This is a genomic window from Vibrio sp. SSH13-20 (genome assembly GCF_040104475.1).
In the GTDB taxonomy this organism is placed as follows: Bacteria; Pseudomonadota; Gammaproteobacteria; order Enterobacterales; family Vibrionaceae; genus Vibrio; species Vibrio harveyi.
In genome coordinates this window covers 983467-997650 of record NZ_JBECOU010000001.1, presented here as the reverse complement: position 1 = coordinate 997650, position 14184 = coordinate 983467, and the positions used below count along the sequence as shown (strand labels likewise).

The 14184-nt window shown below is 45.1% G+C and carries 11 protein-coding genes and 1 tRNA gene; 6 read left to right on the top strand and 6 right to left on the bottom strand.

Annotated features, from left to right (window positions below):
* Positions 1 to 5: 5 nt before the first annotated feature.
* Complete coding sequence (locus tag ABMY42_RS04435; protein ID WP_349266034.1) at positions 6 to 785, bottom strand: helix-turn-helix transcriptional regulator; 780 nt, start codon at positions 783 to 785, stop codon at positions 6 to 8.
* A 128-nt stretch (positions 786 to 913) separates the two neighbouring features.
* Here ABMY42_RS04435 and ABMY42_RS04430 point away from each other — a divergent pair, with 128 nt between their 5' ends.
* On the top strand, positions 914 to 2035 hold the full coding sequence (locus ABMY42_RS04430; RefSeq protein WP_069687591.1) for a multidrug effflux MFS transporter: 1122 nt from the start codon (positions 914 to 916) through the stop codon (positions 2033 to 2035).
* Positions 2036 to 2147: 112 nt separating this feature from the next.
* Here ABMY42_RS04430 and ABMY42_RS04425 read toward each other — a convergent pair whose 3' ends face one another.
* The 5 genes from ABMY42_RS04425 to ABMY42_RS04405 form a co-directional block, all read right to left on the bottom strand.
* On the bottom strand, positions 2148 to 3143 hold the full coding sequence (locus ABMY42_RS04425; RefSeq protein ID WP_069687590.1) for a succinylglutamate desuccinylase/aspartoacylase family protein: 996 nt from the start codon (positions 3141 to 3143) through the stop codon (positions 2148 to 2150).
* A gap of 145 nt (positions 3144 to 3288) precedes the next feature.
* A complete protein-coding gene (yfcC, locus tag ABMY42_RS04420) occupies positions 3289 to 4821 on the bottom strand; it encodes a putative basic amino acid antiporter YfcC (protein WP_005443800.1) in 1533 nt (510 codons plus the stop codon).
* Between the two features lie 218 nt (positions 4822 to 5039).
* A complete protein-coding gene (locus tag ABMY42_RS04415) occupies positions 5040 to 5366 on the bottom strand; it encodes a cytochrome c (protein ID WP_017190809.1) in 327 nt (108 codons plus the stop codon).
* Positions 5367 to 5444: 78 nt separating this feature from the next.
* Positions 5445 to 6449 (bottom strand): low-specificity L-threonine aldolase, encoded by a 1005-nt coding sequence (gene ltaE / locus ABMY42_RS04410; RefSeq protein WP_349266033.1) that lies wholly within the window; start codon positions 6447 to 6449, stop codon positions 5445 to 5447.
* A gap of 24 nt (positions 6450 to 6473) precedes the next feature.
* The gene (locus ABMY42_RS04405) at positions 6474 to 6989 is read right to left on the bottom strand and encodes an NUDIX hydrolase (RefSeq protein ID WP_017818795.1); all 516 of its coding nucleotides are present in this window, start codon (positions 6987 to 6989) and stop codon (positions 6474 to 6476) included.
* A 271-nt stretch (positions 6990 to 7260) separates the two neighbouring features.
* Between ABMY42_RS04405 and ABMY42_RS04400 the strand changes: the two genes are divergently transcribed.
* The 5 genes from ABMY42_RS04400 to dld all read left to right on the top strand — a co-directional run bounded on the left by ABMY42_RS04400 (position 7261) and on the right by dld (position 13975).
* Positions 7261 to 8922, top strand: a complete 1662-nt coding sequence (locus ABMY42_RS04400; RefSeq protein ID WP_038899521.1) for an ATPase RavA domain-containing protein — start codon at positions 7261 to 7263, stop codon at positions 8920 to 8922.
* A gap of 15 nt (positions 8923 to 8937) precedes the next feature.
* A complete protein-coding gene (gene viaA, locus ABMY42_RS04395; RefSeq protein ID WP_349266032.1) occupies positions 8938 to 10392 on the top strand; it encodes an ATPase RavA stimulator ViaA in 1455 nt (484 codons plus the stop codon).
* 234 nt (positions 10393 to 10626) lie between these two features.
* Positions 10627 to 10700 (top strand) — tRNA-Cys (locus ABMY42_RS04390).
* A 218-nt stretch (positions 10701 to 10918) separates the two neighbouring features.
* Entirely contained in the window at positions 10919 to 11821 is a 903-nt protein-coding gene (locus tag ABMY42_RS04385; protein WP_349266031.1) for a LysR family transcriptional regulator, read from the top strand.
* Between the two features lie 447 nt (positions 11822 to 12268).
* Positions 12269 to 13975, top strand: a complete 1707-nt coding sequence (gene dld, locus ABMY42_RS04380; RefSeq protein WP_349266030.1) for a D-lactate dehydrogenase — start codon at positions 12269 to 12271, stop codon at positions 13973 to 13975.
* The last annotated feature ends 209 nt before the right edge of the window (positions 13976 to 14184 follow it).

Below are 14184 nucleotides of genomic sequence, written 5' to 3'. Positions count from 1 at the left end.
TCGCCTTATAACAACGATCTGCGCTTCATAAAACTCAGTGGTGTCTGCCCGGTTTGTTTCTTAAAGAACGCAATAAATGCGCTGTCTGATGAGAACTCCAAACAATGGGCAACATCACTGACTTGTCTTTCTTCACATAAGAGCTCAATAGCCTTAAGTAGCCGCCATTGCTGACGCCAATCTTGATAAGACATGCCAGTCTCAGCCTTAAATAGGCGTGTAATGGTTTTGCTGCTCGCGCCAACGGTTTGTGACAGTTGGTTTAACTCAGGAGCTATAAAATCACCCTTGGTCATTGCCTTACGAAACCCTGTTAAACGTCGATTAGAAGGCAAGGGTAAAGAGAACTCAAACTGCTTCGCTTGGTAAAACTCTTCCCAAAACAAAGCGCTCGTTGCTTGGGTTTTCGTTTCTTCAATATCCCACTCCCACAATGCCATTTTGTCGATCAGTGCTTTTAAAAGGTCGTTCACCTCAATCATCACTATCTCATCAGGGCAGGTGTATTTACTGCAATCGAAATAGAGTGAACGGTAAGCTACAACGTTGGTCATGACGGCTCTGTGAGAAGTATGCGGCGGAATCCAAACCGCTTTGGTTGGAGGTAATATACAAATAGAGTTATCGAGTGCGAACGTCATGCATCCTTGTGGCGCATAAAGCAATTGTCCTTTCTTGTGTTCGTGCATACCGGAATCATGTTTGCCGACATCCGCAGCGATGCCAACTACACTCGCGGCAATCGCGTCCGCATCGAATCGAGTATTATCTTCAATAACTGCCATTTGTCCGAATCTTGATGTTTTTGGTTTTAATGTTGTTAATGGGTGAAGCATAACGCCTTCTATACTGCACGCCAAGTTAAGTTCGTTATCCACTTAAACATCTGTAGGAGTGGGACAGAGAGGTAAAAATGAAAACGAAACCTTCTATTGGATTGATGGTGGTGATGCTGATGTTTCCGCAAATTGTGGAGACCATATACAGCCCAGCACTTGGCAATATTGCTCAGTCGTTTGCTGTGACGTATTCACAAGCAGCACAAACCCTATCTATCTATTTTTCTGCATTTGCTATTGGCGTGGTGGTTTGGGGAATCTTGGCAGATAAGTGGGGCAGACGCCCGACCATGCTGGCAGGGTTGCTGGTTTACGGCGTATCTGCTTTGGTCGCTATGCAAACAGAAAGCTTTGATGTGATGATGATAGCTCGTGCGTTCAGTGCTTTTGGGATTGCGGTTGGGTCGGTCGTGACACAAACCATGCTAAGAGACAGCTTTTCAGGCGATGAGCTAAGCAAAGTATTTAGCGTTATGGGCATGGGTATTTCCATTAGTCCAGTGATTGGCATGTTACTCGGTGGTCAGTTAACAGCACTCGGTGGCTATCAGGTTGTGTTCTTTACGTTGTTTATTTTGGCGCTTGTGTTGCTGTGCTACAACGCGGTTAATCTACCTGAAACACAAACTCAAAAGCAGCCGCTAAATATAGGCTCATTACTTGGACGAATGTTGAAAGATGCTCAAATCTGGCAATCTGCGTTGTTGGTTGCGCTCTACAACATTGCTTTATTCGCATACTACCAATTGGGCGCATTCACTTTTGAGCAGCTCGGACTGAGTTCTGAGCAGTTCGGATACAGCGGTGTGATATTGGGCGTTGGTACCTTAATTGGCAGTTTGATGAACAAGTCATTGCTAGCAAAAGGTCGCTCACAAACGCATTTGCTTTGGATTGCATCAGCATTTTTGATCATCGGAGGCTTCGGTGTGTTTATGCTGCAAACATCGATTTGGTTCTTGGCTCCCATGTTATTCATTGTGATGGCATTTGGTATCGCCATTCCAAATGTACTGAGTACCGCTTTGGTTGATTACAAGCAACAAGCGGGCAGTGCAGGGGCATTGCTAGGATTGATGTACTACTTGATGATTGGTTCGGGTCTAGGTTTAGCTGGAATGATTCAAAACCTTGGATTTGTTCTTATGTTGTGTGCAGCTTTAGTTTTATTGGTGACATTGTCACGCAGAGCCTAGCTGAAGCATGTTGAAGAGAGCAACAAAGAAAAGCCCTGCAAGTTATGCAGGGCTATGTGTCATTAGTTTGAATCTAACAGATTGAAATTACGAACTATTAAACTCAAAGGTACTACTTAATCAGTCGAACAACCAAAGAACCAGGTGCTCGGATCGATTCAATGTTGTGGCTCAGCACTGTACCTTCAGTCGGCGCTGTGTAACGCTGAATCTCATCACCAAAGCTGTCGTATTGAATTGCAACCAATTGACCTTGTTCTACCTTATCCATCATCTTCACTTGTGGTAGTACAAAACCACCTAATTCAGCGCGAATGCTGATGATGTCTTTGCCTTCTAGGCAAGGCGTGATCTCTGCAACTTCACCGGTCACTACGTCATGACGAGCAAGGATATTGAAGATGCCAGTCACGGTACGGTCAATCAGCTCTTGTTCTGTGTAACGACCCATGCCCACCTCGATGGTGATGCTTGGAATGCCGCTGTTGTTCCAGACGGTTTCAAGTACTCCAGCGTCACCCGGATCGTTAAGAATCGCATCTGGGTTAATGAGGCGAGCCATTTCTAGAGATTGTTCAATACGGAAATCGGCAAATACGTACAGCGGGTAAGCAGCACCAGTGGTTTGAGTGTGCAAATCAATCGCCAGCTCAGCGTTCGGCTTAAGAAGGTTATTCCATAAAGCAAACAGGAAGCGGTTTGCTTCGTTGCCGTTTGCATCGCCAGGGAAGAAACGGTTTAAGTTTGCAGGAGATGCATCTGGATCTGCAGAGAAGAAGTCACGGCTGTGGTTCAGCATGCCAGTTAGGTTGATGGTCGGAACAACAGTTACAGTACCTGTGATGTCTTTACCAATCAGTTCACGAGCGGTTTTTTGAGCAGCTAAAACACCGTTGTATTCGTCACCATGAACACCCGCTGTGATCATGATTTTCTTACCCGGATTTTTGCCTTTGAAAACCAACACAGGCAAATGTTGCCATTGAGAGAGGGCGTTGGTTGCGATACGGAACCAAAACTTATGCTCGCCTGCAGGCAAGTCTGTTACGTCAAGAGATTGAATGACTTGATGACCTTGAATTACGTCATCCAGAAATTGTGTTGCCATTAAAGTTGTCACTCCAAAACATCTTACTTCGATGCTTGTTTGCCATACGGCTTGAATTAAAAAAGGCGAGAACTTGTCTCGCCTTATTCTTTATACCCAAACTCCGCTTTCGCGTTTAAGTTGCTTGGGGATATTGGTAATCAGTTTACGCAAAACCCATCACGTGAGCTGCGACGACGACAATGCTCGATAGGGTAAAGAGTAATAGCATAAAGCGCCAGCAGAATTTCGCCCAGTCACCCCAGTCGATACGACATACACCCAGTGTTGCCATTAGAGACGCTGAAGTAGGAACGATAACGTTAGTGAAACCGTCACCAAGTTGGAATGCTAGAACGGCTACCTGACGTGTAACGCCCGCGATGTCTGCAAGAGGAGACAAGAGAGGCATTGTCAGCGCTGCTTGACCAGAACCTGAAGTCACGAAGAAGTTGAAAATAGATTGGAAAACATACATCAACCAAGCCGCTGCAACGTCAGGAAGACCGCTGATCACGCCACCAGCGCTATTCAGGATCGAGTTCAGTACGCTTGCTTCATCAGTAGTACCGCCACCTAGGATAAGCAATACACCTTTCGCACAACCAACCAATAGAGCAGGGGCAAGCATGATTGCTGCACCTTCTTTAAATGCGTCAGCCGCACAGTTTAGCGTCATGCCGTTTAGACGGAAGATCGTACCGATAATCGCAACGACAAAGCCCATAGTGAAGAATTGAGATGCGATTTCTGGGATGTACCATGCGTTAGCCACTACGCCCCAAACAACCCATACTGTCGTTGCGATAACCGTAAGGATTACTAGGGTATCACCTAGGTTCCAACGAGAATCGTGGTCACCTAGCTCTTGCTGACGGAAGTATTTGTCAGTGCGACGGCTGTAAGAAAGCTCAGGGTTTGCTTTGATACGCGCTGCGTAGATCATAGTGAAAGCAATACCAATAAGTGTAAAGCCAGCCCACAGACCCATACGTACGGTCATACCAGACAGAACCGGAATACCAGCAATACCTTGCGCGATCGCTACCGAGAATGGGTTCATCCAAGACGTTGCAAAACCAATCTGAGTCGCAACGTAGGTCACCATTACTGTAGTAATACCATCGTAGCCAAGGCGAACCATTAATGGCGCGATAATAATCGCAAATGCAACGGCTTCTTCACCCATACCAAATACTGCGCCGCCCAAAGAGAACAGCAAAAACAGAACTGGAATGAATAGCGCTTCGTTACCTTTGGTCTTATCGATAAGGCGAAGGATACCGTTGTCGATTGTGCCTGTGCGCATTACCACACCAAATGCACCACCGATAACAAGCATGAACATAATAACGCCAATCGCGCTGCCCCATTTAGAGCCTGAAACCAGACCTTCGAATGGGAAGTTCATTAGACCAATGCCACCGCCTGAAGCGAACAGTCCAACCTTGTTGTAAACCAATTCACCGTTTTCGTCGGTTGCATAAGAGAAAGAAGATGGATCGATAACAGTACGAGTTTTTTCTGCACCGTCGACCATGTAGGTCACCTGTTGGCTATCGAAATGACCAGCAGGGATTAAGTAGGTAAGAATCGCAGCAAGAATACCAACAATGAAGATCAAAATGAGGGTATCAGGCATCTGCCATGATTTTGGGGTTGCCGCCGATTCCGATGGCTGAGCGTGTGTGTGAGACATAACCTATTTCACGTCGAATTATAGAAAGCATGAAATATCGATAAAATAGAATAAAAAGTCAATATTAACTGAGTTGATGAACTATAAATTCATCAATAATTTGATCTGAAGAGGGTTGAGTTGCTTATCAATGATTTAATGGTTAATTGTTTTGGTTAGTTGTTGTGCGAATGAAAACGGAGTTAGGACTTGTGGTGATTCACAAGTCCCATAATTATTCATTTTTCTGCATGAGGTGTTTGTTCTGAATAAAACGCGGCAACATCGCGCAAATCTTCATCATTCAGCATGCGTAATTGGGCTGCCATCATCTCAGCCAAAGGACCTAAGCGAAGCCCATCTTGATACGCTTTCATAGAATCATACAGGTACTGAGCATTCTGACCGGCTAGGTTAGGGTAAGCGTCGTTTGTCGTCATGCCGTTCGAACCATGACAGTAAACACAGCTTGGCGATTTAAGTTTGCCTTTATCAACGTCACCAAAAGGTTTCGCCACAACAGAGGAAGAGAGAAGAAGAGACGTTAGAAGCACGTATCTAAGCATGAAATGCACTCATTGTAGTTCTTGAAAGCGCATAGAATAAAGCTTCCCCTTAGGGGAAGCTCAATGATCAAAATCAAGTTAAAGCAGAGATTTAAGGCTAGATAGGAAGGTATCGATGTCTTGTGCCGAAATATCTTTGTGCGTCACGAAGCGGATTGGGTTTCCTGGCGTAATTGTTATGCCTTGCTCCTTCATCTTTTCTGCGATACCAGCGATATCCACTTGTGGATCAAGCTTGGCAAAGACGATGTTGGTTTGAACAAATTCTGGATTAACAGAGAAACCAGGCAATTCCGCTAAACCTTCCGCTAAGGTTTTTGCATTGATGTGGTCTTGTTTTAGCTGTTCTACTTGCTCGGTAAGGGCTAGTTTACCGGCTGCAGCAAGAATACCCGCTTGGCGCATACCACCGCCGACCATTTTTCTTAGACGGCGTGCTTTTGCGATGTACTCTTTGCTACCAAGCAGTAGCGAACCAACAGGGGCAGCCAAACCTTTAGATAAACAGATAGTCATTGAATCAAAGTACTGACCAATCTCTTTGACTGGAACATCAAGCGCGACAGCTGCGTTGAATACGCGAGCGCCATCTAGGTGCATCTGCAAGTTATGTTTGTTTACGAACTCACGAGCCTCTGCAAGGTAAGAAAGAGGAATCACTTTACCGTTGATGGTGTTCTCTAAACTAAGTAGGCGAGTACGTGCAAAGTGCGCGTCATCTGGCTTGATAGCAGCTTCTAGCTTATTGAATGGCAAAGTACCGTCTGGGTTGTTTTCAATCGGTTGAGGTTGAATAGACCCCAGTACCGCCGCGCCGCCAGCTTCATACTTGTAGTTATGCGCTTGCTGACCACATAGGTATTCGTCACCGCGCTCACAATGCGCCATTAAGCCAAGTAAGTTTGCTTGTGTACCAGAGGTCGTGAACATTGCCGCTTCAAAGCCCGCAAGCTCAGCCGCAAATTGCTCTAACTCGTTAACGGTTGGGTCATCACCGTACACATCATCGCCGACAGGAGCGGTAAACATTGCTTCACGCATTGCTTGTGTAGGTTGCGTAACGGTATCTGATCGAAAGTCCATAATTCTCTCCTCGGTCGAAAAGACCTAAATATAACCGCAAAGACGAGCTTTGCTTAGGCAAGCGATAGTTTTGGCATCCGTAATAATGCCTTGAATAATTTGTTGTTCGAGTTCTTCTCGTGACAATGTCACTACTTCAATCACTTCGTCGTCGTCGCACTCGTATCGATTGGTTTTGTTCAGTTGTTCGGCAACAAACAAGTACTGGATTTCATCACAGAAACCAGCAAGAGGGGTAACTTGACCAAGCGATGTAAACTTTTCTGCGCTGTATCCTGTTTCTTCTTCCAGCTCTCTTTGAGCACAGTGCAAAGGATCTTCATCGCCTTCACGTGTACCAGCAGGCAATTCAAGCAGCCATTTGTTAAGAGAGGGACGGAATTGATTAACAAGAACGATGTTGCCATCTGAAGTAATAGGTAAGATAACGGCAGCACCGGGGTGTTGGATAGTGGTATGTGTAATCATCCGACCAGTTGGTAGTTTAACTTCCTCTTCGACTAGAGAAATCTGCTTCCATTTATGAATTGTATTGCTCATGCAGTTGTGGATCCTAGCTGTAACCGCGCATTGACGTGCTTTGCACATTAACCACAAACCACCGGAAACAAAAGAAGAAAATGGTTTCATACTCTTGCGAAACCAGCACATTCAGTGAGTTATGTCTCATAAATGAAAACTATGGTTGCTCGCGCACGCGCGCGAAGAGCATCTGGTATAAACGAGGTTCACTAAAAAATACACTTGTAACAAAGTGATAACAAATGTATAAAATTATATATACAGCCTCAGTTCAACAGCCGGAGCTTCTATGATTCAACCATCTTTCGCATCTAATGCAGAAAAGGCGCTTCTTTCAGAGCGTATTAACAAGCTAGCGAAAGCGTTAACTGATGGCGTTTACGAACGCGAACACACCATCAAACTTTGTCTTCTTGCCGCTCTTGCCGGCGAAAGCGTCTTCCTTCTTGGTCCTCCAGGGATCGCAAAAAGCTTAATCGCAAAACGACTTATCCAAGCTTTTGATAATAGCAGTTATTTTGAATACCTCATGACGCGCTTCTCAACACCTGAAGAAGTGTTTGGTCCATTGAGCATTCAAGAGCTAAAAGACAACGGTCGTTATGTCCGTCTTACTCAAGGGTACTTACCAACGGCGCAAGTGGTTTTCCTTGATGAGATCTGGAAAGCGGGTCCTGCGATTCTGAACACGCTTTTGACCGTTGTGAACGAAAAGACATTTAAAAACGGCAGCGATATTGAACGTGTACCGATGCGTCTTTTGGTTTCTGCATCAAACGAGCTGCCAGATGAAGACAGCGGCTTAGACGCACTTTACGATCGTATGTTGGTGCGCGTGTTTGTAAACCGCATTCAGGATAAACAAAACTTCAAATCAATGCTGACAGTGGGCACGTCTCAAGAAGCGCAAGTTCCAGAGGGCTTGGCGATCACAGACGAAGAATACCACCGCTGGCAGCAACAGCTCGACAAACTTACTCTGACCGACAACGCATTCGAAAAGCTTTTCCAACTAAAAACGATGTTGGAAACCAAAGTCGAGTCTGAGTTTGGCGACGCATCATTAACAGACATGTACGTGTCTGACCGCCGTTGGAAGAAAGCGGTCAAGCTACTTAAAGCAAGTGCGTTCTTTAATGGGCGTGACGAGATCAATCCGCTTGATCTTCTGCTACTTCAAGATTGTTTATGGAACAGCCCTGAGTCACGCGATGTCGTTCGCAGCGTGATTCAAGAGTTCGCACTTAAACATGCCTTTGACCAGCAAGAAGCAGAGCAAGAGATCGAATACTGTCGTGAATCTTTGGTTGATGTACAGCATGAGCTTGAAGACAAGTATCGCATGACGTTAAACGCAGAAGCGGCAACCGGTCTGCTTCGCAAAGAAACCATGAGCTTCGATACATCCAAAGCGAAAACTTACAAAGTAGGCGCGGCGGTGAATTTGGTTAAACTGGTTATTCTGCAAAGCAACATGTCGGTTTCTGAATCAGAGAAGGGCGACAGTCGCTGGGTATACGTGCCAAAAGACGAGCTTGATCGAGTGATCAAAGAAGGTCATGGCGATGTGTATGGCTACGTGAACCAAAACACCAATATGTGTCGTCTGCGTTTTGATGTTGATGCTGCCAACAACCTAGTGATCCGCGACATTGCTAACCGAGGCGTGTTGGTGAGTTTGGTTACCCAACAAGGTTTAGACGTTGAGCTTTACCAAAAATGGTTGGCAGAAAGCGAAAAAGCAGTCAGCCAATTGAGTGAAGCTGAACATCATATGCGTAAGGTTAAAGCCAACTTCCATGGCGCATTGCCTCACAGCTTCGTGGATCCAGAGTTACCACGTCTAATGGAGTCGAGTCTGCAACAGGTGAGCCAGAGACTTGAGTCTATCCAAGGTGAAAGCGAGAAGATCATTCAACGCTTCAAAAACTTACATCAGTTTTTCTCTTAATCTTAAGGAGACGACATGTTAGGTGCAGACGGACTCAACTTAGCGCTCATGGTGGCAGATTCAGGCATCATTGATAGTGCGGTTAACGATTTAATGGCGCGTTCACAAGTCATGATGATGGCAGAAAACCGAGGCATGAAATCCTCCGTGAAAAACCATCTGCTTAAATGGCGTGGCAACGTGAAAAAGCGCATGACGAAAGTCTGTGAGACAGAACGTTTTCAACAGGAGCTCGCGCTCTACCAAGAAGTCATTTATTGGGATGAGAACGAGTTCTTTGAGCGCATTGATGATGTGATCAAAAAGCTTGAATGGCACTCCGCGTTTTACATGCAAGCGCGTCGCATGATGGAGAAGAACAAGGGGGTGAATAACCCGATGTTCCCTCATTACTTCTGTGACCAGTGGTATCAAAGCCTTGCAGAAGCAATCAAACAAGCGCAAGTCTCTGAGCTTGAAGAGAACAAAGAAAAAGTCCTTAACGACCTTTATCAACGTATGGAAACCATGCGTAACATGGATAAAGTGACGGAGTCTGGTGACGAAGAAAGCGTAGGGCGTTTATGGGATATGGCGTCAGCTAAGTTAAGTAAAACTGACCTAAGCGTGATGAAGCGCCACGCAGAGTTCCTTAAAAAGCACAAAGGCTTACAAGAAATCGCAGAACAGCTTGGTCGCATGGCGGGGCAAGTGAATGATCCTGACCTCAATCGCGCGCCAGCAGAAGAGCTGCAAATGGTTGAGGAAAAGAGTGACGAAGCGACAGACGATATCGTCGGTATTCATGAAAGTGACGATCTCAACAAACTACTACCGAACGAAACCATGTTTTTGGCTTACCCAGAGCTGGAAGTCGTGTTCTACAAGCATTTGATTGATAAACGCTTGATGAACTACCGCACGCAAGGTAAGTCTCGCACACTACGTAAGGTGAAAGCGCACAAACCAGATCATAAAGCGGTCGATGTTGAAAAAGGACCGTTTATCGTTTGTGTTGATGCGTCAGGCTCGATGAGTGGCTTCCCAGAGCAATGTGCCAAGGCTATGGCTTATGCACTGATGCAAATCGCTCTGGCGGAGCAGCGTGATTGTTATGTGATCATCTTCTCCACTGAACACATTACTTACGAGTTAACGCGTCAGGATGGCTTACGTGAAGCTGCCGACTTTTTAACTTACAGCTTCCATGGTGGTACGGATTTGGAGCCAACGTTGATTAAATCTATCGATTTGATGAACAGCGACAAATACAAAAACGCCGACATGGTTGTTATTTCAGACTTCATTGCGCCAAAACAGCAAGATGAATTGATTGCAAAAGTCGATGCGTTAAAAGCGAAGAAGAACCGATTCCATGCCATTAGCTTGTCGAAGTACGGCAACCCAGCGTTAATGTCGATGTTTGACCACACTTGGTCTTACCATCCAAACGTAGTGGGACGCTTGTTTAAACGCGTTGCTAACGGTTAACCACGAGAGTTAAGAGAGAAAAGCGGCACCGATTGCCGTTTTTCTTTTGCCTATCTATTTTGATTTGCTTTAACTAAAACGAGTAAATCTGGACGGTTTAGGTCGAATTAACATCGGATTGGTTTAAAACAAAGCAAACAAACAGAAATTTTGGATTTTTGTTTGACTATATTTCCTGAATCCGTAAAGTAGCAACCAACGCAGCGGGGCAGAGCCTTTAAGCGTAAAAAATTTGGCGCCTTGGCAGAGTGGCTATGCAGCGGATTGCAAATCCGTGGACCTCGGTTCGACTCCGGGAGGCGCCTCCATATTTTTGGGTATGGCAATGGCGATATCCAGATGCGAAAGCATCAACAATAGACCAGCGAAAGCTGGTTTTTTTGTATCTGATGCTTGGCAAGCTGAACAAGCACTCGTTGAGTGTTTGCATACAGAAAGATGCGCTTCTCAAGTGTGACTTCTCAGCCAGCATTTAGCTTTAAAGCCCTTTACAATATGTTCTTCAACAAGGAAGCAGTGAAGACACATGAGAAATACCGACGACTACATTATTTTCTATCATTTGGTTGAGCAAGGTTCATTCAGCGCCGCTGCAAGACAAATGGAACTTACTAAGTCGGTCGTCAGTAAGCGTATTGCCAAATTAGAGCAGGAGATAGGCGTTCAACTGCTTTATCGAACCACACGCACGCTAAAACTGACAGAAGCAGGACAATCCTTCTTCGAACATGCGCGTAGTGTTTACCAAGCCGTCGCAACTGCAGAAGAATCCATTGTTGGCTTAGGCAAGAACCTATCCGGCAATATCAAGATTACGGTACCTACCATCTCTGGTGAACTCATCCTTCCTACGGTTATTTCTGAATTCAACCTAGCCTACCCAGATATCAACATTGATATGGAACTGGACAATCGATTCGCCGACATCGTCAACGAAGGTTTTGACCTTGCCATTCGTACTGGGGTTTTACCAGACTCAAGCCTAATCGCACGCAAGCTTGTTGATGCAAACTGGATTGTGTGTGCATCGCCCAAGTACGTTGCCAAACATGGCAGACCAAAAACGCCGGACGATCTCACTAAGCACAACTGTTTGGTTTACGCCTATCAAGAGACAGGTGCACGTGAGTGGGTTTTCAAGCGTGATGATGAGGTGTATCAGGTTAAGGTGGATGGGAATCTATGTACCAATAACTCATCTGCGTTACGTAACGTCGCTTTGCTAGGGCAAGGTATTATTTATGTGCCTCGGGTGCTGGTTTATGAAGACTTACAGCAAGGCAAACTGATTCAGTTGTTTAAAGACGAAACGGCTAAGTGCTTGGGTATTTATGCCGTGTACCCATACACTCGTCAGCAACCAGAAAAGATTAAGATCTTTATCGAGCACCTGTATCAGTGTTTTCAACGTCGTAGCCATCAATTCTAGTGGCTCAACTTTTCTCAAAGGAGTGATTCTCCTTTGATTGAAGGGATTTGCTCTAAATTTTAAACTCTCCACCCTAACTATTTTCTTCACTGATCGGCAATGTCACAGCCATATAACGCTGCTATAACGTCATGGTATTCACATGTTGTGGTTTTGTTCTAACTCAATATTCTGACAAGGTCAGGAATACAAAGCCTTGTCATCCCTCTTAACTTTCTTGTTCTTCGATATCGTGCACATTTGTTAACAATGTACTTTGCTATTGTTTCTTTTTGGAAACGATAAGTTTCTTTGTTGATTTTACAGGTCTGAGAATTTTAAGTGATTGAATGTATGGGTAATTAATGTAGTTAACTTGATCTGGGCGTCGTTATCGGACTTTGGTGGCATGGACGTTCAGATTCGGACTACTTATATTGGCTGGGCATAATAACTAGAGATACGGATATGAAACAGAAGCAGCTCATCGGCGCGTTTGTCACCATTGTCGGGGAAGAAAATGTCCTTACCGATCAAATCAAAACCAAGTATTATCGCAGCGGTTTTCGCTCAGGAAGCGGCACGGCGTTGGCGGTGGTTTTTCCTAAGACTCTTCTAGAGCAGTGGAAGGTCATCCAACAATGTGTCGACAATAATTGCATCATCATCATGCAGGCGGCTAAGACGGGTCTGACCGAAGGCTCAGCGCCAAGTGGTAGTGATTACGACCGCGATGTGGTGGTGATCAATATCACCAAGATGAAGCAAATCTATCTGTTAGACGGGGGTAAGCAAGCCGTTTGTCTTCCGGGGGCGAGTCTGCATTCGTTAGAAAAAGAGTTGCGAGCAGTTAATCGCGCGCCGCATTCGGTGATTGGTTCTTCTTCTCTTGGCGCAACAGTTGTAGGTGGTATTGCGAACAACTCTGGTGGCGCTTTGGTTAAACGTGGTCCTGCTTACACAGAATTAGCCATATTCGCTCAGGTGGACAAAGACGGTAAGCTCAATCTTGTTAACCACCTTGGTATTGAAGGATTAGGCTCGACGCCTGAAGAGATCTTACAGAACATCCAAGATGGTAATTTCGACCCAGATAAAGTGATTCATGATGAACGCATGGCGTCGGATAAAGAATACGACGAACGTGTTCGTGATGTGACTTCTGATATCCCATCGCGCTTTAATGCCGACGAACGCCGTCTGTACGAGGCGAGCGGTTGTGCGGGTAAACTGGGCGTGTTTGCGGTTCGAGTCGACAGCTATCCAATCCCAGAGAAAGAGCAGGTGTTCTATTTAGGCACTAACGATCCAGAGAAATTGACCAAGCTGAGAAAAGACTTCCTTACTCAATTCGAAAACTTGCCAGAGATGGGTGAGTACCTTCACCGTGACATCTTCAACATGGCGGAAAAATACGGTAAAGATGTGTTCCTTTCTATCGATTTATTAGGCACAGACAATCTGCCTAAGATGTTCTCGCTGAAAGCTAAGGTTGAAAACTTCTTAGAGCGTGTACCGTTAGTCAGTAAATACCTGCCAGATACTATTCTCTACTACGCAAGCAAGCTATTCCCACAGCACCTTCCTAAACGCATGTTGGAATACCGTGATAAGTACGAGCACCATCTTGTACTTAAAATGAGTGACGGCGGTATTGCCGAAGCGCAGAAATACCTCAAAGAGGTTTGGGCAGCTGAGCACGATAGTGACTTTTTCGAATGTACCCCAGAAGAGGGTAAGAAAGCGTATCTACACCGTTTTGCAGCAGCAGGCGCAGCCATTCGTTACGAAACCATTCATCGCAAGGAAGTAGAAGACATTGTAGCTCTTGATATTGCGTTACGACGTAACGATGAAGAATGGTTAGAAACATTACCTGAGGAAGTAAGTAAGAACCTCGTTAAGTCTCTCTATTATGGGCATTTCATGTGTTATGTGTTCCACCAAGACTACATCTTTAAGAAGGGTACAGACACCAAGCTGATGAAGAAACTGATGCTGGAGCACCTAAATAGTCGTGGCGCGAAATACCCAGCAGAACACAACGTAGGTCACTTATATGAAGCCGAAAACTCGCTACAAAAGTTCTATCATCAACTTGACCCGACCAACACCTTTAACCCAGGCATAGGTAAAATGGACCGCTACAAGCGCAACTGTAACTGTTGTGCTTAAGCACTAAACCGATATGATGTGGAGAGTCGCTTAAACAGCGGCTCTTTTTAGTAATAAATGGTGGTAGAAGTCGTTTGAGTTTTAATCGAATCGCTCAACTCCCATACGTTCAGTCGTGTTTTTAACCATCTGAATCAAAAAGAATAAATTTTTGTTGACCTAAAATCTTAATCCGTTAAAGTACGCCTCGTTCTCACGACAAAGGTCGT